This window comes from Janthinobacterium sp. HH102, from assembly GCF_001758625.2.
Classification (GTDB): Bacteria; Pseudomonadota; Gammaproteobacteria; order Burkholderiales; family Burkholderiaceae_D; genus Janthinobacterium.
Genome location: NZ_CP062062.1, coordinates 5,384,739 through 5,408,190 on the forward strand (window position 1 = coordinate 5,384,739; position 23,452 = coordinate 5,408,190).

19 protein-coding genes are annotated in these 23,452 nt (G+C 65.8%); 7 read left to right on the top strand and 12 right to left on the bottom strand.

The features are described from left to right. The first annotated feature begins 69 nt into the window (after positions 1 to 69). The 6 genes from JAB4_RS24490 to JAB4_RS24515 all read left to right on the top strand — a co-directional run bounded on the left by JAB4_RS24490 (position 70) and on the right by JAB4_RS24515 (position 8,161). Entirely contained in the window at positions 70 to 2,493 is a 2,424-nt protein-coding gene (locus JAB4_RS24490) for a TonB-dependent receptor (protein ID WP_070221892.1), read from the top strand. 275 nt (positions 2,494 to 2,768) lie between these two features. Then, positions 2,769 to 5,030: a TonB-dependent siderophore receptor gene (locus JAB4_RS24495; protein WP_175444721.1), complete on the top strand. Its 2,262-nt coding sequence runs from the start codon at positions 2,769 to 2,771 to the stop codon at positions 5,028 to 5,030. 59 nt (positions 5,031 to 5,089) lie between these two features. After that, a complete protein-coding gene (locus JAB4_RS24500) occupies positions 5,090 to 5,836 on the top strand; it encodes a DUF4198 domain-containing protein (RefSeq protein ID WP_070221891.1) in 747 nt (248 codons plus the stop codon). A 2-nt stretch (positions 5,837 to 5,838) separates the two neighbouring features. Beyond that, a complete protein-coding gene (locus JAB4_RS24505) occupies positions 5,839 to 6,174 on the top strand; it encodes a DUF3649 domain-containing protein (protein WP_083287045.1) in 336 nt (111 codons plus the stop codon). Continuing rightward, on the top strand, positions 6,171 to 7,793 hold the full coding sequence (locus JAB4_RS24510) for a PepSY-associated TM helix domain-containing protein (protein WP_070221889.1): 1,623 nt from the start codon (positions 6,171 to 6,173) through the stop codon (positions 7,791 to 7,793). Before JAB4_RS24505 ends, JAB4_RS24510 begins: the two co-directional genes overlap by 4 nt. Next, complete coding sequence (locus JAB4_RS24515; protein WP_070221888.1) at positions 7,793 to 8,161, top strand: DUF3325 domain-containing protein; 369 nt, start codon at positions 7,793 to 7,795, stop codon at positions 8,159 to 8,161. The genes JAB4_RS24510 and JAB4_RS24515 overlap by 1 nt, the downstream gene beginning before the upstream one ends. Here JAB4_RS24515 and JAB4_RS24520 read toward each other — a convergent pair. The 12 genes from JAB4_RS24520 to JAB4_RS24575 form a co-directional block, all read right to left on the bottom strand. Further along, the gene (locus tag JAB4_RS24520; protein WP_083287044.1) at positions 8,148 to 9,956 is read right to left on the bottom strand and encodes an EAL domain-containing protein; all 1,809 of its coding nucleotides are present in this window, start codon (positions 9,954 to 9,956) and stop codon (positions 8,148 to 8,150) included. The two genes, JAB4_RS24515 and JAB4_RS24520, sit on opposite strands and share 14 nt — an antisense overlap. Positions 9,957 to 10,124: 168 nt before the next feature. Next, complete coding sequence (locus JAB4_RS24525) at positions 10,125 to 11,753, bottom strand: methyl-accepting chemotaxis protein (RefSeq protein ID WP_070221887.1); 1,629 nt, start codon at positions 11,751 to 11,753, stop codon at positions 10,125 to 10,127. A 226-nt stretch (positions 11,754 to 11,979) separates the two neighbouring features. Further along, complete coding sequence (xylB, locus tag JAB4_RS24530) at positions 11,980 to 13,455, bottom strand: xylulokinase (RefSeq protein WP_070221886.1); 1,476 nt, start codon at positions 13,453 to 13,455, stop codon at positions 11,980 to 11,982. 17 nt (positions 13,456 to 13,472) lie between these two features. Then, a complete protein-coding gene (locus JAB4_RS24535) occupies positions 13,473 to 14,363 on the bottom strand; it encodes an AraC family transcriptional regulator (RefSeq protein WP_070221885.1) in 891 nt (296 codons plus the stop codon). Between the two features lie 35 nt (positions 14,364 to 14,398). Next, the gene (gene ugpC / locus JAB4_RS24540; RefSeq protein WP_083287043.1) at positions 14,399 to 15,535 is read right to left on the bottom strand and encodes a sn-glycerol-3-phosphate ABC transporter ATP-binding protein UgpC; all 1,137 of its coding nucleotides are present in this window, start codon (positions 15,533 to 15,535) and stop codon (positions 14,399 to 14,401) included. A 2-nt stretch (positions 15,536 to 15,537) separates the two neighbouring features. Further along, complete coding sequence (locus JAB4_RS24545) at positions 15,538 to 16,578, bottom strand: NAD(P)-dependent alcohol dehydrogenase (RefSeq protein WP_070221884.1); 1,041 nt, start codon at positions 16,576 to 16,578, stop codon at positions 15,538 to 15,540. A gap of 10 nt (positions 16,579 to 16,588) precedes the next feature. Continuing rightward, on the bottom strand, positions 16,589 to 17,416 hold the full coding sequence (locus JAB4_RS24550; RefSeq protein ID WP_070221883.1) for a carbohydrate ABC transporter permease: 828 nt from the start codon (positions 17,414 to 17,416) through the stop codon (positions 16,589 to 16,591). Next, a complete protein-coding gene (locus JAB4_RS24555) occupies positions 17,404 to 18,300 on the bottom strand; it encodes a sugar ABC transporter permease (RefSeq protein WP_217494571.1) in 897 nt (298 codons plus the stop codon). Before JAB4_RS24555 ends, JAB4_RS24550 begins: the two co-directional genes overlap by 13 nt. Positions 18,301 to 18,414: 114 nt before the next feature. Further along, positions 18,415 to 19,695: a sugar ABC transporter substrate-binding protein gene (locus tag JAB4_RS24560; protein ID WP_070221882.1), complete on the bottom strand. Its 1,281-nt coding sequence runs from the start codon at positions 19,693 to 19,695 to the stop codon at positions 18,415 to 18,417. 137 nt (positions 19,696 to 19,832) lie between these two features. After that, positions 19,833 to 20,363: a GNAT family N-acetyltransferase gene (locus JAB4_RS24565; RefSeq protein WP_227742025.1), complete on the bottom strand. Its 531-nt coding sequence runs from the start codon at positions 20,361 to 20,363 to the stop codon at positions 19,833 to 19,835. 8 nt (positions 20,364 to 20,371) lie between these two features. Then, a complete protein-coding gene (locus tag JAB4_RS24570) occupies positions 20,372 to 20,890 on the bottom strand; it encodes a GNAT family N-acetyltransferase (protein WP_070221881.1) in 519 nt (172 codons plus the stop codon). Positions 20,891 to 20,926: 36 nt separating this feature from the next. Then, a complete protein-coding gene (locus JAB4_RS24575) occupies positions 20,927 to 22,201 on the bottom strand; it encodes an amidohydrolase family protein (protein WP_070221880.1) in 1,275 nt (424 codons plus the stop codon). A 384-nt stretch (positions 22,202 to 22,585) separates the two neighbouring features. Here JAB4_RS24575 and phaP point away from each other — a divergent pair, with 384 nt between their 5' ends. After that, on the top strand, positions 22,586 to 23,446 hold the full coding sequence (phaP, locus tag JAB4_RS31045; protein ID WP_070300461.1) for a TIGR01841 family phasin: 861 nt from the start codon (positions 22,586 to 22,588) through the stop codon (positions 23,444 to 23,446). Positions 23,447 to 23,452: the final 6 nt, after the last annotated feature.

The following is a 23,452-nucleotide window of genomic DNA, read 5'->3' on the forward strand; positions in this document are numbered from 1 at the left end:
CAGGTGAGGATTTTATCCACTGCCGCGTCTACCAGGTGTATCGACAACAAGTAACCTGGAGAATGCCGCATGTGGTCCCCCCGCTTCAATCTGCAACCTGCCCCCCTCGCCTTGGCCGCCATGCTGGCCCTGGGCACGCTCAGCGCCGCACAGGCGCAAACTTTGCCCACCGTCAAACTGTCCATCGCCGCCCAGCCGCTGGGGCAAGCCCTGAATGAACTGGCGCGGCAAGCCAATCTGCAACTGCTGTTTTCGCCCGACCTGGTGGCCGGCAAGACGGCGCCCGCCATCAACGCCACGCTCAGCGTGCGCGACGGCCTCGATCGTCTGCTGGCCGGCAGCGGGCTGCAGGCTTCGATCGACGGCAATGCGGTCATCATCAAGGCGGCGCCCAAGGCCACGGGCGAAACGGCGACCCTGTCGGAAATCACCGTGACGGCCAATGGCGAGCGCACGGCCACCAGCGAAGGCACGGGCGCCTACACGACGCGCGCCGTGACCCTGGCGGGCGCGGAACGCGCGCTGCGCGACACGCCGCAATCGGTGTCGGTGGTCACGCGCCAGCAGATGGATGACAAGAACCTGTTCACCCTGGACCAGGTGCTGGAGCAAAGCACGGGCCTGACGCGCATGAACCGCAGCTTCGGCTCGCATGAATTCCTGTCGCGCGGCAATGCCCTGTCTTACCTGATCGATGGCATGCCCGGCATTTCCGACAATGCCACGGGCTGGCTGATCCCCGACATGGCCGTGTATGACCGCGTCGAAATCCTGCGCGGTTCGGCCGGCCTGATCGTCGGCGCCGGCACGCCGGGCGGCGTGGCCAACCTGGTGCGCAAGCGCCCGCGCGCCGAAGCGCACGCGGACGTGACGGCCACCGTGGGCAGCTGGAACCAGCGCCGCATCGAACTCGACGCAGGCGCGCCGCTGAACGCGGCCGGCACCGTGCGCGGGCGCGCGCTGGTGGCCTATGAAGACCGCGATTACTTCTATGACGCGGCGCACAGCCGCATGCCCCTGTTCTACGGCATCGTCGAGGCGGACCTCGACGCCGCCACCACCGTGCGCGCCGGCGCGCGCCGCCAGCACACGGTGACGGACGGCTACTGGCTGTTCGGCCTGCCCCGCTACAGCGACGGCGCGACCTTGCCCGTGCGGCGCTCAACGTCGCTGGCGCAGGACTGGAACCGCCACGACGCCACCATCGGTGAACTGTTCGCCGACCTCGAACACCGTTTTGGCGGCGACTGGAAGGCCAAAGTTGCCCTCAACCGCACGTATGGGGCCTTCGACCAGCAGGCGGCCATCGTGCGCGGCAGCATAGCCCCCGCCACGCAGCAAGGGGCGCGCCTGTACACGGTCAACTACCGCAAGCAGGATATCGTCACCACGGGCGTGGATGCCAACGTGGGCGGCAGCTTCCAGGCCTGGGGCGGCAGGCATGAGGTACTGCTGGGCATGAATGCCTCGCGCGCCGTCACCGACGATCATGCGGCCTCGACCTCGCCCGGCCTGCCCTTCGACGTCTTCCATCCGAACAATACGCTGCTTGCCCGTCCCCCGCATCCGGCCTGGGACTCGCTGCCGCACCTGAACGAGCAGCACTACGGCGCCTACGCCAGCACGCGCTGGGAACTGCGGCCTGACCTGCATCTGCTGCTGGGCGGCCGCCTGAGCTGGTTCGACAAGCAGACCACGGGCAAGCTGGAGACCGACCCCGTCAGCCGTTACAAGGAAAGCCGCGAATTCACGCCGTACGCGGGCCTGGTGCTCGACCTCGACAAGCGCTGGTCCGTGTACGGCAGCTACGCCAGCATCTTCCAGCCGCAGAGCCTGTACTACACTCTGGGCGGACAACCGTTGAAACCCGTCGTCGGCGACACCTATGAAGCGGGCGTGAAGGGCGAGCTGTACGACGGCCGCCTGAACGTGGCGCTGGCCGCTTTCCGCATCGACAAGCGCGACACGGCCGTGTACGACGAGGCCAGCAACGACGATTGCCTGAAGTGGGACGTCACGGGCAGCTGCTACCGCAATGGCCGCCCCATCCGCAGCACGGGCATCGACGCGGACGCCAGCGGCGAAGTGCTGCCGGGCTGGCAGCTGTCGTCCGGCTACACCTACAATATCGCGCGCGGCGAAGGCGACGAAACGCCGCCCACCGTCACGCCCAAGCACATGCTGCGCGTATCGACCAGCTACCGCCTGCCCGGCGCGTGGAACCACTGGACGGTGGGCGGCGGCGTCTCGGCGCAAAGCGGTTATGTCTACCGGGCCGATGACAATCCCGACGTGCGTTTCCGCAATGGCGGGCGCACGGTCTGGGATGCGCGCGCCGCGTATATTTTCAACCGCCACTGGAGCGCCAACCTCAGCATCGCCAATGTAACGGACAAGACCTACTGGGCCGCCACGGGTGAATTGCGCCGTGGTAATTACTTCGGCGAACCGCGCAACATCATCCTCACCGTGCGCTACACGCCGGCGCTGTAAGCGCCCGCGCAGCCAGCATCGCGCGCCACGGCCGCCGCCAATACCGGGGCGGCCGTGCGCGTTTACAACATCGCACTCTTGCATGTCTCACAACCCCGCACTATAATAAGAATAGTTCTCATTCACATTTGGACTCGCCAGAGTCTGCACGCAGTCGCCTGACTGCCATATGGCTGGATGACACGCTGCGCCAGCCAGGCCACACCGCCAAGCAAGCCTCCCCTACCAAAAACGCCCGCCGTCCGACGGCGGGCATGCGAGAAGAAGGATGTTTCATGGCGCGAGCAGTTTCGCTGGCCGGCATGGTGGCCGGCCCGTTTTCCCCAACCGTTGGCAATACCGCCCTGCGTCCGCTGGCCGCCGCCGTGCAGGCGGCATTGCTGGCGGCGGCCCTGGGCGCAGGCACGGCGCTGGCCGCCGATACGAGCGCCAAGCCGGAGGAAGCCACCCTGAGCGAAATCAAGGTGCAAGCCCAGCAAGACAAGGCCTCGACGGAGCACACGGGTTCCTACACGACAAGGGAAATGGCCACGGCCACGCGCATGGGCCTGTCGATGCGCGAAACGCCGCAATCGATTTCCGTGGTGACGCGCCAGCGTATGGACGACATGGGATTGAACAGCCTGGCCGAGGTGCTGGTGCAGTCGACGGGCGTGACGGTGCAGGAAAACGACAGCGAACGCACGAGCTTTTCGGCGCGCGGCTTTTCCATCGGCAATTACCAGATCGATGGCGTGGCCGTCAATTCGGGCTCCAATGCGTTGTTCGACACGGCCATCTACGACCGCATCGAAATCGTGCGCGGCGCCACGGGCCTGGTCAGCGGCAATGGCGACCCGTCGGCCACCATCAACATGCTGCACAAGCGTCCCGGCAAGGAATTTTCCGCCTCGGCCGGACTGACCGTCGGTTCGTGGAGCAAGGTCCGGCTCGAAGGCGACATCAGCGCGCCGTTGAATGCGGACGGCAGCATCCGCGGGCGCGTCGTCGTGGCCGGCCAGAACCGCCATTCCTACATGGACCTGTACAAGGAACGCAAGCTGGCGGGCGCCGTCATCGTCGAGGCGGACCTGACGCCGGCAACGTTGCTCACGGCCGGCATCGACTATCAAAAGAACACGCCGAAAGGCACGAGCTGGGGCACCACGCCCCTGTTCTTCGCGGACGGCACGCCGGCCAACATGCCCCGCTCGTTCAATATGGCGGCCAAGTGGAGCAGCTGGGAACGCGAGTTCCAGAACAAGTACGTCTATCTCGAGCACCGCTTCGCCAGCGACTGGAAGCTCAAGGCCGCCTACGGGCGCCTGGACAGCTCCTCGAACGGCAAGCTGTTCTACGGCGGCAGCGGCTATCCGAAACGCGACGGCAGCGGCCTGGAAGTCTGGAGCGGCGCCTTCCCCTACGAGGAAAAACAGGACAATTTCGACCTGTCGGCCAATGGCAGCTTCCCCCTGTTCGGCCGCCGGCACGACCTGGTGCTGGGCGTGAACGGCTGGAAGCGAAAGGGCACGACGAATGAAACCTTGCTGCCCGATCCGCTGCCGTTCGCCACCACCATCCCCGACTTCCGCAACTGGACGGGCGACGTGCCCGAGCCGGCGCTCACACGCACGGGCGCGCGCGACGTCGCCACCACCAAACAGTCGGGCGCCTTCATCGCCACGCGCATCAACGTCGCCGACAGCGTCAAGGTGCTGGCCGGCGCGCGCGTGTCGAAGTGGGAAACGTATAACGACCGTTACGACACCCAAGGCCGTTTTGTGAAGCGCAGCTCCGCGTATAAAACAGACGACGTCGTCACGCCGTATGCGGGCCTTGTGCTCGACGTGAGCAAGAGCACGTCGCTGTACGCCAGCTATACCGACCTGTTCAAGCCGCAAAACCTGAAGGACAAGAACAACGCCTTCCTCGACCCGATCACGGGCAGCAACGTGGAAGCGGGCGTGAAGAGCGAATTCCTCGACGGCGCCGTCAATGCCTCGTTCGCCGTGTATGAAGCGAAGCAGGACAACCTGGGCGAGGAAGACAAGTCGGTGCCGCCGACCTTCGTGCTGCCGGATGGCAGCCGTCCGTATATATCCACGGGCAAGGGCACGAAAAGCAAAGGTTACGAAGCGGAAGTGTCGGGCAGCCCCTTGCGCGGCTGGCAGCTGTTCGCAGGCTACACGCACAGCAGCTCGAAGACGGGCAAGGGCGTGGTGACCAACACCATCCAGCCGACCAACATGCTGCGCGTCTCGACCACCTACCGCCTGCCGGGCGAGCTGCAGAACCTGACCATCGGCGGCGGCTTGAACTGGCAGAGCGAGATCTGGACGATGGCCACCCTGCCGAACAAGAGCAAGATCCGCGTCAGCCAGGGCAGCTACGTGCTGGCCAACCTGATGGCGCGCTACCAGATCAGCCCGAAACTGTCGGCCAGCCTGAACGTCAACAACCTGTTCGACAAGACGTATTTCCGCCGCGTGGGCTTCTATAACGGCGGCTATTACGGCGAGCCGCGCAACGTGGCGCTGAACCTGCGCTACCAGTACTGATGCACCGCCGGCCGCTTTTTCCACTCACATAACAAGATTAGCAAGATAAGGGATACACCATGCACATCGCTTCCATCGCGCGCCCCGGCGCCTTCGCCACCGCCCTGCTGGGCGCGGCCCTCGCCTGCGGCAGCGCCAGCGCGCACCAGATCTGGCTGCAGCAGGACGGCAAGGCGGCCAGCGTGTACTTCGGCGAATTCGGCGACAACCTGCGCGAAGCGTCGCCCGGCCTGCTGGACAAGTTCAGCATCAAGAACGTGACGTGGCTGTCGGCCAAGGGTGCGCAGCCGCTGCAGGCGAGCAAGACGGCGGGCGCCTTCCTCCTCAATGGCAAGGTGGGCGCCGGCGAAAGTATCATCGTCGAGGAAAACGCCTACCCGTCATGGGAAGAGAAAAAGGATGGCAAGACCACGCGCACCGTGTGGGTGCCGGCCGCGCGTCTGATCGCCGACGGCAAGGCGCAAGCACCCGCGCTGACCCTGGACCTGGTGCCGACCGGCACACCGGGCCAGTTCCAGGTCAGCTACCAGGGCAAGCCGCTGGCGCAGGCCAAGGTCAACGCCGTGGTGCAGTCGGGCTGGGGCAAGGAAGCGTGGAGCGATGCGCAAGGCCTGGTCAGCTTCCCGCTGCCATGGCAAGGCACGTATGTGCTGGAAGTGCAGCACACGGACAAGACGGCCGGACAGCGCGGCGCGCAAGCGTATGACAAAGCCATGTTCGTGACCACCCTGAGCCTGGTGCAGCCGCAAGGCGTGACGCCGCTGCCGGCCGGCCCGGCCCAGCCGCCGAGCAAGGATCACGACTGACCATGCAAGCGCCTGCCATCCTTAAAATGCCGCGCCTGCGGCTCTCCGCCGGGGTCATGTACCGCCTCGGCGTGGCGTCGCGCAGCGTGGCCGCCATCGCTGGCGGCTACGTGCTGGCCGCACTGATCACCATGCTGCTGTCGGTGAGCCTGCCCATGGCCCGTTCCGAAGCCGTCATGACGGCCACCCTGCTGTCGTTTGCCGTCTACACCTGCGCCGTGATGTGGGTCTTCGCCACGCGAAGCGCCCTGCGCGCGTGGCTGGGTCTCCTGATTCCGGCCGCCGTCATCGCCGCCATCCTGCAGTCGATGGGCGCACTATCCTGGAGTCTCGCATGAAAGAAGGTTTCCGCCAGTCGATGGCATGGCTGCACACCTGGTCCGGCCTGCTCGTCTGCTGGATCTTGCTGCTGGTGTTTTGCGCCGGCACGGCCAGCTACTACCGCAATGAAATCACCTTGTGGATGCAGCCCGAGCTGCACGGCGCCGCCGCCAGTCAGGTGAGCACCGAGGAAGCTGCCAAGGTCGCGCAGCAGGCGATGGAAGAACGGGCCAAAGGCGCCACGCGCTGGTTCATCAGCTTGCCCGGCGAGCGCAGCCCCGCCACGCAGCTGGGCTGGAGCAAGCCGTCGCAACCAGGCGAAAAGAAACGCGGACGGCGCGGCAATTTTCATAGCGAAAAAGCCGACCCGGCCACGGGCCAGGTGCTATCGAAGCCGCGCGAGACGCGCGGCGGCGAATTCCTCTACCGCCTGCATTTCGACCTGCACTACATGTCGGCCATCTGGGGCCGCTGGATCGTGGGTTTCTGCGCCATGTTCATGTTCGTCTCCATCATCAGCGGCATCGTCACGCACAAGCGCATCTTCAAGGACCTGTTTACCTTCCGGCCGAAGAAGGGCCAGCGTTCGTGGCTCGACGCGCATAACGTGACGGCCGTGCTGGCCCTGCCCTACCACATCATGATCACCTACACGGGCCTGGTCACCTTGATGTTCCTGTACATGCCGTCCGGCGTCACGGCCGCCTACAAGGGCGACCAGGACGCCTTCTTCGCCGAAGCCTTCCCGGGCCGCTCGGGCGACAGCAAGCCGGCCGGCGTGGCCGCGCCGCTGACGCCGATCGCGCCCCTCGTGCGCCAGGCGGAACAGCAGTGGGGCGGCAAGGTCGAACGCATCTCCGTCAACCACCCGGGCGACGCCAACGCCACCATCACGCTGACGCGCTCCGGCGGACGCGACATGTCGTCGAAGCAGCCGTCGATGGAATTCGACGGCGTGTCCGGCAAGCTGCTGTCGACCGACGGCGAGGCGCAGCCTGGCGCGGCCGCCACGCACGGCGTGATGGTCGGCCTGCACGTCGCGCATTTCGGCGGCCCGCTGCTGCGCGCCCTGTTCTTCCTCTCCGGCCTGGCCGGCTGCGCCATGGTCGCCACGGGCGCCCTGCTGTGGGCCGTCAAGACGCGCCAGAAGCAGGCCAAGGCGCTGGCCGCCGGCAAGCGCGCCAGCTTCGGCCTGCGCCTGGTCGAAGCGCTCAACATCGGCGCCATCGCCGGCATCCCGATCGCCTTCGGCGCCTACTTCTGGGCCAACCGCCTGCTGCCGGCGGCGATGGAGGAGCGCTCGAAAGAGGAAATCGCCTGCTTCTTCGGCGCCTGGGCCCTGGCCGCCATCATCGCCCAGCTGCGCCCGTCGCGCGCCATGTGGCGCATGCAGCTGGCCGCCGGCGCCTTCCTGCTCGCGGCGCTGCCCGTGCTGAACGTCTTCACCACCCATTCGCACCTGGGCGTGACCCTGTTCCTGGGGCGCGGCCCCGTGGCGGTGGCCGCCTTCGACCTGGTGGTGCTGGTGCTGGGCCTGGGCCTCGCGTATGCGGCGTTCAAATTGAAACCGCTGCCCGTGAAAGCCTCCAAACCAGCACCGGCCAAGCCGGCGTCGACGACGATGGAGGCCGCGTGATGGAACTGTTAGCCAATTTCCTCGTCTTCGCGCTGTGCTATGCGGGCCTGTCCTCGCTGTGCCTGGCCATGGACCGCCACTACGCCGACCTGCACGGGCGCGGCGCCGAACCGCCCGCCCCGCTGCGCCGCCGCCTGCAGTGGACGGGCTGGCTGGCACTGGCGGCCGGCCTGGCCTGGGCCATGCACATCGCCGGCGGCGGCTATGGCCTCGTCTACTGGGTCGGCAGCCTGACGGGCTGCGGCTTGCTGCTGATCTGGCTGCTGCCGTATGCGCCGCGCCAGGCCATGCGCCTGGCGCGCGTCATCGGCGGCGCGGCCGTGCTGGCCGCCGTGCTGCTGGCGGCGCTGTCCGTCAGGCCGGGCTAGGCGACTTGAGCAGCGCCTCGATGCCCTCGGGCGCCATGGCGCGGCCGAGAAAATAGCCGAACGCCTCGTCGCAGCCCATCTCGGCCAGCAGTTCCAGCTGCTCGCCGCTTTCCACGCCGCCGGCGATGGTGCGCAGTCCGAGCGTGCGCGCCATCGCCACGATGGCGCGCACCATGGCGCCATCGCCGCCCGGCTTGTCCAGGTCGTCGATGAAACACTTTTCGATCTTTACGGCATCCGTGGGAAAGCGTTTCAGGTAAGTGAGCGAAGCGTCGCCCGTGCCGAAATCGCTGATGGCAATCGCCATGCCCAGCTGGCGGAACTGGCGCAGTATCAGCTCGCAGTTCTGGTTGCTGTCGATCAGAATGCCGGCGGCGATTTCCAGTTCGATGCAATGGCCCGGCACGCCGGCCGCCTGCAGCGCGGCGGCGAAATTGCGCGCGATATCGCGCTGGTAGAACTGGCGCGCCGACAGGCTGACGGACACCGTCAGCATCTGCCCCTGCGCAATCCAGCCGCGCGCCTGCTCCACGGCCGTGGCCAGCACCCAGGCGCCCACCGGCAGGATCAAGGCACTCTCCTCCAGCACCGGCAAGAAGTCGAGCGGCATCATCAAGCCCAGTTCCGGGTGCTTCCAGCGCAGCAGCGCCTTCACGCCCGTGATCCTGCGCGTCTTCAAGTCCATGCGCGGCTGGTAGAACAGGGCGAATTCATCGCGTTCGAGCGCGTGGCGCAGGGCCGTCTCGAGGATGGTGCGTGAATACGACTGCGTCTGCATGCGCGGCGCATAGCGCTGGCAAGTACCGGGTGCGTGGCGCTTGGCCGCATACATGGCCAGGTCGGCCTTTTCGATCAGCGCATTGACGTCGTCGTCGTCGTCCGGATACAGGGCCACGCCCACGCTGGCCGCCACCGACAGGCTGTACTCGCCGATGACGAAGGGCGCGGCGATGGCGGCGACGATCTTTTCGGCCACCCGTTCGGCATCGTGCGCCGTGCGCAGTTCCGTCAGCAGGATGATGAATTCGTCGCCGCCCTGGCGCGCCACCGTATCGACCTTGCGCACGCACTGCTGCACCCGGCGCGCGAACTCCGTCAGCACCTGGTCGCCCACGTCGTGCCCCAGGCTGTCGTTGATGGATTTGAAACGGTCGATGTCGACAAACAGCACGGCCAGCAAACCCTGGTGGCGGCGCGCGTAGGCGATGCCGTGCTCGAAGCGGATCTGGAAATGCAGGCGGTTCGGCAGTCCCGTCAAGCCATCGTGGTGGGCGATGAATTCCAGCTGCTGCTCGGCGCGCCTGCGGGCCGACACATCGTGCAGCAGCAGCACCGCGCCGCCCTGCGCCAGCGGCGCGCAGCTGTACTGCACGTCGATGCGCTTGCCGTCGAGATGGCGCAGCAGCACGGCGCCGCGCGCCACTTCCAGCACCTCCTGCCGCGCCACGCAGTCACGCACCTGGCGCGCCGCATCGATGGGCGTGCCGTCATGGAACAGCGGCAGCAGCCCGGTCACGGGCTGGCCCAGGCCATCGTCGCCCAGCAGCCCGCCCATGGCGCTGGCGCGGGGATTCAGATACTGCACCACGCCGTCGTGGTCGGTGCCGATGACGGCCGCCGGCAAGGCGTGCAGCAGCGCCAGCGCATCCGCCATGCGCCGCGCCTGCGCCGCCTGCAGCACCGCGCCGGTCGCATGACGCATGCGCCACGTGCGCGCCGCGCGCCACTGGCAGGCCAGCAGCACGGCGAGCACCATGGTCAGGGTCAGGCACAGCGCCAGCAGCAGCGCCGTCATGCGTCACCCGGCAGGCGGAACGTAGGGAACATGGTTTTCCTTTGCAACGCGCGCCATGCGGCCGGGCGCAGATACATGCTGAAAGGAAATAGTATAAGAATTTTGGCGCGATATTTGCCTGATCGGGTGCCGCTTGACTGGCATCAAGCGGCGCAGGGCACGCCGGCTTCAGGCCAGCGACAGCTTCCGCGCCAGGGCGGCGCCGGCAGGTAGCGCCACGCCGGGCGTGCCGTGCAGCTTGAAGATGCTGACGGCGTCGGCCAGGCTGGCCGCCTGCTGCTGCAGCGCGTCCGCGGCGGCGGCGGCCTGCTCCACCAGGGCCGCGTTCTGCTGCGTCACGCCATCCATCTGGCTGATGGCGATGCTGATCTGCTCGATGCCGTCGCGCTGTTCCACGCTGGCCACGGCGATCTCGCCGATGATGGCGTTCACGCGCTGCACGCTGCTCACCACCTCATCCATTGTGCGCCCGGCCTGGCCGGCCAGCACGCTGCCCTCTTCCACCGTGCGCACGGATTCGCCGATCAGCTGCTTGATTTCCATGGCCGCCGCGGCCGAGCGGTGGGCCAGGCTGCGCACTTCGCTGGCCACGACGGCGAAACCGCGTCCCTGCTCGCCCGCGCGCGCCGCTTCCACGGCCGCATTCAGGGCCAGGATATTCGTCTGGAAGGCGATGCCGTCGATGACGGCGATGATATCGACGATGCGCTTCGAGGAGGCATTGATATGGTTCATGGTCTGCACCACCTGCGCCACGGCCGCGCCGCCGCGCTGCGCCACGTCGGACGCGCCGCCGGCCAGCTGGCGCGCCTGGTCGGCGTTGTCGTTATTCTGCCGCACGGTGGTGGTCAGCTCGATCATCGAGGCGGCCGTTTCTTCCAGCGAACTGGCTTGTTCTTCCGTGCGCGACGACAGGTCCATATTGCCGCTGGCAATTTCACCGGACGCCAGGGCGATGGCGTCCGTGCCGACGCGCACCCTGCCGACGATGGCGGCCAGATTGCCGCTCATCGCTTTCAGCGCACGCAACAGGTCGCCGATTTCATCGCGGCTGCCGCCGGCCACCACGGCGCGCAGGTCGCCGGCCGCCACTTGCTGGGCGATGCCGACGGCCGCGCCCAGCGGCACCGTGATGCTGCGGATCAGCCACCACACGGTGACGCTGCCGACGACCAGGGTCACCAGCACGGTGACGAGCATGGCGATGCTGGCGCTGCGGTGCGCGGCGTCATCCTGCTCCTTCATCTGCGCCATCAGGCTGTGCGACTGCTTGCCGATGGCCGCGACGATGGCGTCGATCTGCCGCGTCGGTTCGCGGTCCATGCCCTTGACCAGCGCATCGACCGTGTGGGCGCTGTCGGCGCGCGCGCCGTCAAATTTTTGCAGCGCCGCCAGGTAGCTCACGCCCAGCGCATCGTGCGCCTGCAGCGCACGCTCGACGGGCGCCGTATCGAGTTTCAATGCCTCCATCATGGCCTGCAGGCCTTTCAATTCCTTGCGCGTCTGCGCCCCGCTGGCGACGAACGCTTCGCGGTAGCGCTGGAAGGCGGCCGCGTCGCCGCCGCGCAGCAGGATGTTTTTCCATTCCTGCACCTGGATCTTGAATTCCACCTGCGCGCTGCGCGCCGCGTCGACGGCTTCCGTCAGTGCCACGGAGCGCTGCATGGCTTCGTTGCTGCGCACGCTGGCCGCGTCGAGCGCGCTCCAGCCGCGTGCGCCGACAAACACCAGCGCAAGAAAGAAGAAGGCGCCCAGCAGACCCAGGCGGACGGAGATTTTCAGATTCGCGAGTTGCATATGTTTCTCCCGGCGGCAAGAACAGGATGGCAACAAAGGCGTCGCCAAATCTATCCAATTCCCACCAAACAGGGAAATCATGCGGCCCGCCCCGCGAAAAACCAAGCGGCGCTTTCGCTAGAGAAACACTTTCAACATAGAAACAACAAATTACACGGGAAGATTGACTGTCTGGCCATATTCCCGCCGACGCAGCATGGCCGGGCCGGCAATCTTGCCGGCCACGTCAGCGCGTTGCCGCCGCCGCGCCCGCGAATTCTTCGCGCAACAGCGGATACAAACGCCGGTAGCGCGCCAGACGTTCGTCCAGCATGCCGGAGGCCTGCGGCGCCACCGTTTCCTGCACAGCCGGGCGCGTGCACACTTGCGCAGGCGGCAAGCCCGTCGCCGCCATCTGCGCCAGGCGCGCCGCGCCCAGGGTGCCGCCGGCCACGCCGTGATCGTGGCGCTGCACGTGCAAGCCCGAGGCATTTGCGCACAGCTGGGCCCAGAAGCGGCTGCGCGAGCCGCCGCCGACGAACGACGCTTCCTTCAGATGCGTGCCGGCGCTGCGCAGGGCCGCATTGCCGTCGGCCATGGCAAAGGCCACGCCTTCCATCACGCTGTAGGCCAGTTCTGCGCGCCCGTGTTCCGTCGACAATCCGAAAAACACGCCGCGCGCGGAAGCGTCGTTGTGCGGCGTGCGCTCCCCGCTCAAGTACGGCAGGAAGACGGGGGCCGTGCGCGCCTCGACGTTTTCCGCCAGCGTCACCAATTCGCCGATGTTGTTCGACTGCGTCAGCCGCGCCACCCAACTGAGGCTGGACGCGGCGCTGAGGATCACGCTCATCTGGTGCCAGCGCTCGGGCAGGCAATGGCAGAACGCGTGCACGCCCTGGCCCGGATTGGGCGCGAAGCCGTCGCTGCCGGCGAACAGCACGCCCGAAGTCCCCAGCGACAGCAGGCCGGCGCCCGGCTCCACCACGCCCAGCCCGACAGCCGCCGCGGCGTTGTCGCCCGCGCCGCCGGCCAGCACGACAGCATGCGCAATGCCCCATTCCTGGCACAGCGAGGGGCGCACCTGCGCGGCGGCATGGCTGCCTTCCACCAGGCGCGGCATGTGCTCACGCGTGAGGCCCGTGGCGGCCAGCATGCGCTCGGACCAGTCGCGTTTGGCCACGTCCAGCCACAGGGTGCCGGAAGCGTCGGACATGTCGGACACATACTCGCCCGTCAGGCGCAGGGCCACGTAATCCTTGGGCAGCAGGACCTTGGCCGTGGCGCGGAACAGCGATGGCTCGTACTTTTGCAGCCACAGCAGCTTGGGCGCCGTGAAACCGGGCATGGCCTGGTTGCCCGTGATGGCGCGCGACTCGGGCACCAGCGCTTCGAGTTCCACGCATTCGGCAAAGGCGCGCGTGTCGTTCCACAGCATGGCCGCGCGCAGCACGTGCTGCTGCTTGTCGAGCAGGGTGGCGCCATGCATCTGGCCCGACAGGGCGATGCCGCGCAAGCCGGAAAACGCCACCGGCTGCGCGGCGCGGATGGCGGCGATCACGTCCAGCGTGGCGTGCCACCAGTCTTCGGGATTCTGTTCCGACCAGCCGGGATGGGGGCTGGAGACGCGCAGGGTCACGCCGCTGCTGGCAAGGATGGTCTGCGCGTCATCGGTGAGGATGGCCTTGACTTCGGAAGTGCCGATATCGATACCGAGATAAGTCATTTGATTCCAAAAGAGAGTTAAGGATGGCCGTCGCCGGACGGCTCGGGCATGTTCATCAGCAGGCAGGAGCGGAACTTGGACGGCGACATCTGCTTGTGCGCCAAAAACTGGCGGTTGAAATTGGAAAGGTTGTTGAAGCCCGTGCGGTAGCAGATATCGGTGACCTTCATGTCCGTGTTCATCAGCAGTTCGCAGGCCAGCGCGATGCGCTCCTGGTTCACGTATTGAATGAACGAGGTGCCCGTATGCTTGCGAAAAAAGCGCGTGAATTTCAAGGTGTTCATCTCCGCCACGTCGGCCACGTCCTGCTCGCAAAAATCGAGCGTGATGTTCTGCTTGATGTAGGCCAGCACCAGGTTGATGGTCGACGACATGTAGCGGCCCGCCTGCGCCAGATAGGTCACGCTGGCCAGGGGCCGCCGCTCGCGGCACTCGCACAGCTCGCCGAACAAACGCGTAAACAGTTCGACCCGGCGCAAGCCCTGCGCCGTCGTCAATTCCTTCATCAGCGGCACCAGGCGCAGCCCCAGCGCATCGGGAAATTGCAAGCCCCTGGCGGCCTCGCCCAGCAGGCTTTTCAGGGGCGCCATTTCCGGGAACAGCAGCGCGCAACGTTCGATGAAATCGCTGGAAAACTGCAGCACCAGGTCGCGCTCGGGCAGCACCACGCCTTCCGGCAGTTCGCTGACCCAGTTATGCGGCAGGTTCGGCCCTGTCAGGATCAGATTGCCCGCCCCGTAACTGCCGATATGGTCGCCGATAAAAAATTTGCCGTTCGATGTGATGATGAAGTGCAGTTCGTACTCGGGATGAAAATGCCATTTCGCCACGGTGTGCGGAAAGCCGTGCGCCCACGCGCGAAACGATTCGTGGATCGGTTTGTGGATCAGTTCCAGGTCAGGCGTCACGGCAGTTCCCTTGCGCGGTCTCGTTGCCAGCTATTCTAACCACTTACCTGAGTACCGACCGCCACGGCCAGCCCGCTGTCGGCGTCGAACAGGTGCATGTGCTCCTCGTCGAAGGCCAGCGCCAGGGTCTGCCCCACCTGCGCCGCGCTGTTGGCCGCATTCGCCGGCAGCAGGGCCGACAGGCTCAAGGCGCCGCACTGAAAGCTGATCAGCGCTTCGGCCCCCAGCAGCTCGACCAGCTCGATCACGCACGCCAGGTCATGCGTACCTGACGGCTGCTGCGTTTGTGCCTGCGCTTGCGCCGCGCGCAAGTGGTTCGGGCGCAGGCCGAAGACCACGCGCGCACCCGCCTGCAGCGCCGCGAAGCGGGGCGACGTCAATGGCCAGCGGTAGCCGGCGCACACGAGCACCGTTTGCCCGCCGTCTTTTTCGACGATGCCGTCGATGAAGTTCATGGCCGGCGTGCCGATGAAGCCCGCCGCGAACAGGGTGCGCGGATGGTTGTACAGTTCCGCCGGCGTGCCGATCTGCTCGATATGCCCGCCCTTCATCAGCACCACGCGGTCGGCCAGAGTCATGGCCTCGAGCTGGTCGTGCGTGACGTACAGGGTGGTGGTGCGCAGACGCCGGTGCAATCGCTTGATGTCGGCGCGCAGCTGCGCGCGCAGCTTGGCGTCCAGATTCGACAGCGGTTCGTCGAACAGGAACACCTGCGGCGTCTTGATCATGGCGCGCGCGATGGCCGTGCGCTGCTGCTGGCCGCCCGACATGGCGCGCGGCTTGCGCTCCAGCAGGCTGTCCAGGCTGAGAATGGCCGCCACCTCGCGCACACGGCGCTCGATCTCGTCGTTCGGCACCTTCAGGCGGCGCAGGCCGAAGGCGATATTGTCGTACACCGTCATGTGCGGATACAGCGCGTAGTTCTGGAACACCATCGCCACGTTGCGCGCGCGGGGCGGCAAATCGTTGACGATGGCCCCGCCGATCAACAGCTCGCCGCCGCTGATGTCTTCCAGGCCCGCGATCATGCGCAGCAGGGTCGACTTGCCGCAGCCCGAAGGCCCCAGCAGGACGATGAATTCGCCGTCGGCGATCTCCAGGTCGAACGGCTGCAGCACGGCCGTCTTCTGGTCATAGGTCTTGTGCAGCTGCCTGCAGGCGATATTTGCCATGATCAGTCTCCTGCCAGTTCGATTTGTATCTTGACGTCGCGCGGATGACCCTTGGCCGCTTCCTCGAACGCCTGCACGCCGTCGGCAAAGCCGAAGGTGCGCGAAATGAAGGGTTTCACGTCGATCTTGCCCGAGGCGAGCAAGGCGATGGCGCGCGGGAAGATGTTCGCGTAGCGGAACACCGACTCGATGCGCACTTCCTTGGCCTGGATGGCGACGATATCGAAAGGCACCTTATCCGGCGGCATGCCGACCAGCACCAGGCAGCCGTTCGGGCACAGCAGGTCGACGATGTGCTCGTAGGCGCGCATGCTGCCGCTGGCCTCGAAGACGATGTCGGCGCCCCAGCCATCCGTCAGCACGCGCACCGTGTCGGCCAGGCTGGCCTGGCGCACGTCGACCATGGTCACGGCCGCGTTATCGGCGAACAGGGCCAGCTTTTCCGGCACCAGGTCGGCCAGGATCACGCGCGAGCAGCCGCCCGCCAGCGCCGCCAGCGCAGTCATCGCGCCAATGGTGCCGGCACCGATGACCACCGCCACGTCGCCCGGCTTGATGGCCGCCTTCTTGGCCGCCTGCAGGCCGATGGCCAGCGGCTCGACGATGGCGCCTTCGCCGAAGCTGACGTTGTCGGGCAGCCTGAAGGTGAATGCGGCAGGATGCACGACGTACGGCGTGAGGCAACCGTGGATGGGCGGCGTGGCCCAGAAGCGCACGGCCGGGTCCAGGTTGTACAGGCCGCGCATGGTGGCCGGCGAATCGAACCGCGGCACGCCCGGCTCCATGCAGACGCGGTCGCCCGCTTTCAAATGCGTCACCTCTCCCCCTACTTCCGCCACCACGCCGGACGCTTCGTGGCCGAGCACCATCGGCGCTTCCACGGCGAAGGGGCCGATCTTGCCGTGCTTGAAGTAATGCACGTCGCTGCCGCAGATGCCGACAGTATGAATCTTGATCTTCACGTCGCGCGGGCCGACGACGAGCGGCATGTCGATGTCGCGCAAGGTGATTTTTTCCGCCTGTTCCAGTACGAGTGCTTGCATGATGAATTCCTTATTTATGTTTGAGCATGGAGTTGAGCAGCCGTCCCAGGATGCCGACGAACAGCAGCGGCGGCAGCGCCAGCAGCACGGTGGAAGCGTTCACCACGCCCCACGGCACTTCCTGGCCCATCGAGGTAAACGCCGACGCCACCACGGGCAGGGTCATGCTTTTCGACGAGGTGAGCGCCAGCGCGATCATCAGTTCATTCCAGACCAGCACGAAGCTGAAGACGATGCCGCCCATCAGGGTCTTCGAGGCCACCGGCAGGGCCACGTGCCAGAACACCTGGTAGGGGCCGTAGCCGTCGAGCGCGGCCGCTTCCTCGATCTCCTTCGGGATGCGGGCAAAGGCGGGGATCGACAGCCAGATGATGGTCGACAGGGTCACCAGCAGATACGTCACCACCATCGACAGGCGCGAGTCGTACAGGCCCAGGTCGATCCAGATCGAGATCAGCGGAATGGCGACGGCCACGGGCGGCAAAAAGCGCAGGGACAGCAGGAAGAACTGGATATCCTTCTTCGCCGGAATCGGATAGCGGGCGATCGCATACGCGGCCGGCACGCCCAGCACGGCGCCCAGCAACACGGCCACGCCGACGATGGCCACGCTGTTGCCCAGTCCCGTGAGTACCTCGGGGCTGGCCAGCACCTGCTGGTAGTTGGCCAGGGTCGGGCTGAAGAAAAAGCGCGGCACGGGCGTGACGATGTCCATCAGCTCCTTGAAGGAATTGAGCACGGCCCACAGGATGGGAAACAGCGCCACCAGGATAATCACGGTGGTGATGGCGGTGGTGGTGACGGCGCCAGCGCCGCGCGTCAAAGTCAGTTTTCCCATTTGGCGACCCGCTTCCAGAGTAAGGTGAAGATGACAGTCGTGGCCAGCATCATCAGCACGGCCATGCTCGATGCGTACGACACCTTGCCCATCAGGCCGATGCCTTGCGCGTACGCATACATGTCCAGCGTTTCGGTGGAGATGCCGGGGCCGCCCTTGGTCATCACGTAGATCAGGTCGAACGAGCGCAGCGACTCGACCATCTTGATGAACACGAGGCTCATGATCGGCACCTTGAGCATCGGCAGCGCGATGTAGGCATACACCTGGAGCGTGCTGGCGTAATCGAGGCGCGCCGCTTCCAGCGGTTCGGCTGGCAGGGTTTCCAGCAGCTTCAGGATGACGGCGCCGAAGAACAGCCCCCACTGCCAGATATCGACCAGCGCCACCGCATACAGGGCCGTGACGGGGTCCGACAGCAGCGCCGTGCCGCCGAGGCCCACGCATTCGAGCAGCCAGTTGAGGATGCCCATCAGCGGCGAATACATGAACTTCCAGATGAAGGCGGCCGACACGCGCGGCAGCAGCACGGGCACGATCAAGAGCAGCGCGAGACGATCGCGCGTGCGTCCCTTGACTTTCTCGAACAGGAACACGGCCAGCAGCACGCCGACGAGCAGCGAGCCGGCCACGGTGACCACTTCCCAGATGGCCGATACCTGCACGGCATTGAGGAAGCGGCGGTCGCCGGACAGGCGGATGAAATTGGCGAAGCCGACGTAGTCGCTGTCGCTGTAGCGCAGCACGCGGTTTTGCAGGGCCAGGTTGATGGCGGCGATGCTGGGCACCAGGCCCAGGATCAGCAGGACCAGCAGCGGCAGCGTCAGGAACACGGCCGGCAGCCAGGTGTGGCGTTTTTTACGGATGGAGTGCGGCATGGTCATGGCTTTCAAACGAGAACGGACAAGCGCTGGCGTTACCCCAAAAGCAAGAGCTGGGGTCAGACCCGTCGGGTCTGACCCCTGGTTTTAGCTGGTGGAGTCGTTGGCGATATGGGCTTATTTACGCTTGCTGGCCCGTTGCATCACTTCCGTGGCGTACTCGTTGGCCTCATCGAGCGCGCTCTGCACGTCGCCGCGCGTGCCCGTAAACACTTCTTCCAGCACGACGCCCAGGTTGTCGCCGATGTCCGGCCACTCGGGGCTGGGCCAGATGGTGACGCGCGAGACGGGCGTGGTGTCCGTCAGGCCGGCCTGGATCTGCGGCTTGACGTGCTTGCGGAAGTACTCGCTGGCGATGGTGCTGCTGCGGTTGTAGTCGCTGAAGACATTGTCCTTCAGGCGCGCCTGTTCCTGCTCCTTGCCCGTGGCCCAGGCGATGAACTTGCCGGCCGCCTGGCGCGTGCATTCATCCTTCGCACCCGTGGCGGAGATGGCCAGGCCGTGGCCATACGCGGCCGATGGCAGCGGCGATGGCGGGCGCGCATAGCCCACCTTGTCGACCACCGAGGATTTTTTCTGGTCTTCCATCCAGTCGGCGAACGGCGTCGATTCGATCATGAAGGCCACCTTGCCCGACCTGAATGCTTCGAGCGCATTGCTCCAGTCGTAGGTGGCGCCGCCCGGCGGCGAGTACTTGAACAGCTCGCGGTACAGGGTGGTGGCCTTCACGGCCTGCGGCGAATTGAAGGCCGGCACGCCATTGTTTTCCCACTTGCCGCCGGCGGCCAGCATGAACGGCGCCCAGCGCCACACATTCATGCCCGAGCCGCGCTGGCCCCGCGCCGCCCAGCCATACACGTTCGGCGGGTTGTTGAGTTTTTTCACGGCGGCGACCAGTTCGTCGAGCGTCTTCGGCACGGCGATGCCGGCCTTTTCCAGCAGGTCGCGGCGGTAGAACAGGAAGTCGCTGCCGCCGATCAGGGGCGCGAAATACGCCACGCCCTTGTACGAGGCGACGGCGCGGCGGCCCGGCAGGAAGTCGTCGTAGTCGGCGTCCTTGGGCAGGTATTTGAGCAGGGGAACGACCCAGCCGGCCGTGGCGAATTCGGCCACGTTGGCTTCGTCGATGTAATAGATCTGGTAGGAGCCGGCCTTGGTGGAAGCGTCGAGGCGGGCTTTCGAGCGGCGGTCGTTCTCGCCGAAATAGCTGATCTGCAACTTGGTGCCGTTTTTCTTTTCATACTCGGCCAGGGTCTTTTCCATCACGGTCAGGCCCAGGCTTTTTTGCGCCAGCACCTTGAGGACGGGCACCGAGCAGCTTTGCGCCGATGCCGCCGGCATCGATGCACAGGCGGCGGACATGACGCCGCCCCATGCAATAGCAGTAACGATTTTCATCACGAGTCTCCAGTTTTTATAGTCCGGCGGTTTTCCACCGGTATGCCAACTATAAAAACAAAGACCGCGCGCCACCACTACAAAAGACGCGGCTTTCTAAATACTTTTTTTCACTTTTCCGATACGGATTTGCCGCGTCAATCCAAACGAAAATCGCGGCGGTAGACATTCGTATCCTTGCCGTCCGGCTGGCGGCGCGTAAAGCGCTCGAAGCGCAGCCCCAGCTTGTTGAGCAGATTGATCGACGCCTGGTTCTGCAGCGACGTGATGCCGTACAGGGTGGGCAGGCGCAGCACGTGCTGCGCATGCCGCACGATGGCCGCCGTCGCCTCCCAGGCATAGCCCTGGCCCCAGTAGGCGGGACGCATGGCGTAGCCGATATCGGGGCCGGGCAGGCTGTCGCGGCGCACCAGGCCGGCCATGCCCACGGGCGCGCCATCGCTGCGGCGCTCGACGATGTACAGCGAATAGCCATGGTCGCGGAACTGCGCCATCGGTCCCGACTCCAGCGCGGCACGGGACGCTTCCAGCGTGTCGATGTTGCGCTGGCCGATGTTGGCGATCCACGACGGGTCGTTGACCAGCTCCATGTAGAAGGCCGCATCGTCCAGGGTGGCGGTGCGCAGACGCAGACGGGGCGTCTCGATGACGATAATCGGCTCTGTCATGGCGCCGCTCATGCCGGCCACTGCATCGGGTCGGTCAGCAGCTGGTACATCACGTAGGCGTCGACATAGCCCAGCTGCGCGTGGCGGTAGGCCAGCGGCAGGGTGGCGACCACCGTGAAGCCCAGTTTTTTCCACAGGGTGACGGCGGCCAGGTTGGTGCTGACGACGAAGTTGAACTGCATCGCCAGGTAGCCCGCGCGGCGCGCCTCTTCCATGCAGTGCACTCCCATCAGGCGGCCCACGCCCACGCCTTGCGCGGCGGGATCGACCATGAACGAGGCATTGGCCACGTGCGATCCATGGCCCGGCTGGTTCGCCACCAGCTTGTACATGCCCAGCAGGCGCTCGCTGCCCATCACGGCGACGAAGCTTTGCACGCCGGGACCGAACCAGTAGGCGTGGCACTCTTCGCGCGTGGTCCCGGCTGGGAAGGTATAGGTGTCGCCGCCGGCGACCAGGGTCTGGAAGATCGGCCACATGGCGTCGAAATCGCCTTCATTGGCCGGACGGATATCAATTTCTTTCAAGGCGGTGCTCCCGATAACAAGTGATGGCCGATTGTATCAGCGCCCCAGGCGGAAGTTCACACTCTCGGGCCGCCCCGGCAGATGCAGGCGCGATTGCGCGCGCGGCGCCTCGCTGACGATTTTCCCGCGGCGCAGCACCAGGCGGCGCGCGGCGCGCAGGCGCAGCGCTTCCACCGTGGAGCCGCAATCGAGGATCAGCAAGTCCGCGTGGCAGCCGGGCGCAATGCCGTAGCCGTCCAGGCCCAGGATGCGCGCTGGCGTCTCCGTCACGGCCAAAAAACACTCGTGCATCGCCTGCTGGCCCGTCATCTGCGCCACGTGCAGTCCCATGTGCGCCACTTCCAGCATGTCGCCGGAACCGAGGCTGTACCACGGATCCATCACGCAGTCGTGGCCGAAGGCGACGGGAATGCCGGCGGCCAGCATCTCGGGCACGCGCGTCATGCCGCGCCGCTTCGGATACGTGTCGTGACGCGCCTGCAGGGTGATGTTGATGAGGGGGTTGGCGATGGCCGCCACGCCCGCCTCGCGGATCAGGGGCAGCAGTTTGCTCACATAATAATTGTCCATCGAATGCATGGACGTCAGGTGCGAGCCCGTCACCCTGCCCTGCAGCCCCAAGCGCTGGCTGTGGAAGGCCAGGGTTTCGATGTGGCGCGACAGCGGATCGTCCGATTCGTCGCAATGCATGTCGACCATCAGGCCACGCTCGCAGGCGAATTCGCACAGCAGGCGCACGGATTCCGCGCCGTCGGCCATGGTGCGCTCGAAATGCGGGATGCCGCCCACCACGTCGACGCCCATGGCGATCGCGCGTTTTAGATTATCGAAGGCGCCGGGACTGCGCAGGATACCGTCCTGCGGAAAGGCCACCAGCTGCAAATCGAGATACGGCGCCACTTGCCGCTTGACGTCGAGCAGCGCTTCGACGGCCAGCAGGCGCGGGTCGCAGATATCCACGTGCGAGCGGATCGCCAGCAGGCCGCGCGCCACGGCCCAGTCGCAATACTGCAGGGCGCGTTCGACCAGCGCGTCCTGCGTCAGTTGCGGTTTCAGCTCGCCCCACAGGGCGATGCCTTCGAGCAGGGTGCCGGAGGCGTTGACGCGCGGCAGGCCATAGCTGAGCGTGGCGTCCATGTGGAAATGGGCGTCGACGAAGGGCGGCGTGACGAGGTCGCCGGCGGCGTCGATCTCTTGCACGCCCGTCACGGGCAAGGCGGGGCCGACGGCGGCGATGCGGCCGCCCTCAATGGCGATATCGATGGCGCGGCGCCCGTCGGGCAGGCTGGCATTGCGGATGACTAGGTCCATGCGGACACTCCTTCGGTTGACGTCTGTGTCTGGCGCTTCCAGTTAATTATCATTTTATATATTTCCCGTGGATGTTGCAGTGCAAGAAACCAGCCACTGGCAAAAGCGTAGCCATAGATTCCTTGGCAACGCTTTGCGCGCGCGCAAACTTCCCGCAAATGCCGCCAGGCGCATGAATTGCGCAAAACATACGGCGCACGCCCTTGAGAAAATAACTTTCAACTAACTCGAATCACCGCTAGAATATTCATATTGCGTTGCATCATAAAAAGTCTATGATCAGCTATTCAGCACGCTACCCACTTTACAAAACGCGGCCAACTCTGGTTTTCGGGATTTTGCAGAGCGTTTTGCCAGCATTTTAATCCGTACAAAGGAGTAAATATGTTTCCGCTTCCTGAACAATTTTCCAGCGCCGCCAAGTCGCAACTGGAAAGCCAGCTGCAAATCTTCAGCCTTCTGACCAGCAAAGTCTTTGAAAGCGCCGAAAAAATCATCGCCCTGAACCTGAACGCCGGCAAGGCCGCCATCTCGCAGACGGCGGAAACGGCGCAGCACCTGCTCGTTACGCAGGACCCGCGCGACTTCTTCAGCTACAGCACCAGCCAGGCGCAGCCAAGCATCGAGAGCGTGCTGGCCTACAGCCGCCAGCTGTTCGGCATCGCCTCGGGCACGCAGGCGGAATTGCTGGCCTCGGCCAAGGCCCGCCTCGATGCGGTCGCGCCAGCCGCCGCAACGGCCCCGGCTCCTGCCGCAGCCAAACCTGTCCTGGCCGTCGCGGCGCCCGCGCCTGCCGCTGCGCCTGCACCAGCACCAGCACCGGCCGCGGCGCCTTCCCCCGTTGCCGCCAAGCCTGCTGAAGTAGCCAAACCTGCCGCCGCCCCGGCAGCCAAACCGGAAGCAGCACCTGCCAAGGCGGCCGAGAAGGTCGCCGACAAGCCCGCCGCCAAAGCGGTGGAAGCCAAGCCGGCGGCCAAACCGGCAGCCAAGCCTGAAGCAGCCAAGCACGCAGCGGCACCAGCGAAAGCCGCCGCGCCAGCCCCCGCCAAGCCAGCCGCGAAGTCATTTCCTTCGAGCAAACCCGCCGCCAAGCCGGCCAGCACCGCCGGCAAGACCGTGGCCAAGGCCGCCGTGCAGCACGCCGCTGCGCCAGCGGCCAAGCCGGCAGCCAAGGCAGCGCCCAAGGGCACGCCATCGAAACAGCTCGACATGCTGGGCGGCGGCAAAGGCAGCGGCCGCAAGTAAGCCGCG

Bases quoted from the DNA above. Each gene is read 5' to 3' on its own strand.
- JAB4_RS24505 (WP_083287045.1), top strand. From the start codon at position 5,839: ATGCAAGCGCCTGCCATCCTTAAAATGCCGCGCCTGCGGCTCTCCGCC.
- JAB4_RS24550 (WP_070221883.1), bottom strand. From the start codon at position 17,416: ATGGGAAAACTGACTTTGACGCGCGGCGCTGGCGCCGTCACCACCACC.
- ugpC (WP_083287043.1), bottom strand. From the start codon at position 15,535: ATGGCAAATATCGCCTGCAGGCAGCTGCACAAGACCTATGACCAGAAG.
- JAB4_RS24565 (WP_227742025.1), bottom strand. From the start codon at position 20,363: ATGACAGAGCCGATTATCGTCATCGAGACGCCCCGTCTGCGTCTGCGC.
- JAB4_RS24560 (WP_070221882.1), bottom strand. From the start codon at position 19,695: ATGAAAATCGTTACTGCTATTGCATGGGGCGGCGTCATGTCCGCCGCC.
- JAB4_RS24500 (WP_070221891.1), top strand. From the start codon at position 5,090: ATGCACATCGCTTCCATCGCGCGCCCCGGCGCCTTCGCCACCGCCCTG.
- JAB4_RS24490 (WP_070221892.1), top strand. From the start codon at position 70: ATGTGGTCCCCCCGCTTCAATCTGCAACCTGCCCCCCTCGCCTTGGCC.
- JAB4_RS24575 (WP_070221880.1), bottom strand. From the start codon at position 22,201: ATGGACCTAGTCATCCGCAATGCCAGCCTGCCCGACGGGCGCCGCGCC.
- JAB4_RS24525 (WP_070221887.1), bottom strand. From the start codon at position 11,753: ATGCAACTCGCGAATCTGAAAATCTCCGTCCGCCTGGGTCTGCTGGGC.
- JAB4_RS24515 (WP_070221888.1), top strand. From the start codon at position 7,793: ATGGAACTGTTAGCCAATTTCCTCGTCTTCGCGCTGTGCTATGCGGGC.
- JAB4_RS24520 (WP_083287044.1), bottom strand. From the start codon at position 9,956: ATGACGGCGCTGCTGCTGGCGCTGTGCCTGACCCTGACCATGGTGCTC.
- JAB4_RS24545 (WP_070221884.1), bottom strand. From the start codon at position 16,578: ATGCAAGCACTCGTACTGGAACAGGCGGAAAAAATCACCTTGCGCGAC.
- JAB4_RS24495 (WP_175444721.1), top strand. From the start codon at position 2,769: ATGGCGCGAGCAGTTTCGCTGGCCGGCATGGTGGCCGGCCCGTTTTCC.
- JAB4_RS24555 (WP_217494571.1), bottom strand. From the start codon at position 18,300: ATGACCATGCCGCACTCCATCCGTAAAAAACGCCACACCTGGCTGCCG.
- phaP (WP_070300461.1), top strand. From the start codon at position 22,586: ATGTTTCCGCTTCCTGAACAATTTTCCAGCGCCGCCAAGTCGCAACTG.
- xylB (WP_070221886.1), bottom strand. From the start codon at position 13,455: ATGACTTATCTCGGTATCGATATCGGCACTTCCGAAGTCAAGGCCATC.
- JAB4_RS24510 (WP_070221889.1), top strand. From the start codon at position 6,171: ATGAAAGAAGGTTTCCGCCAGTCGATGGCATGGCTGCACACCTGGTCC.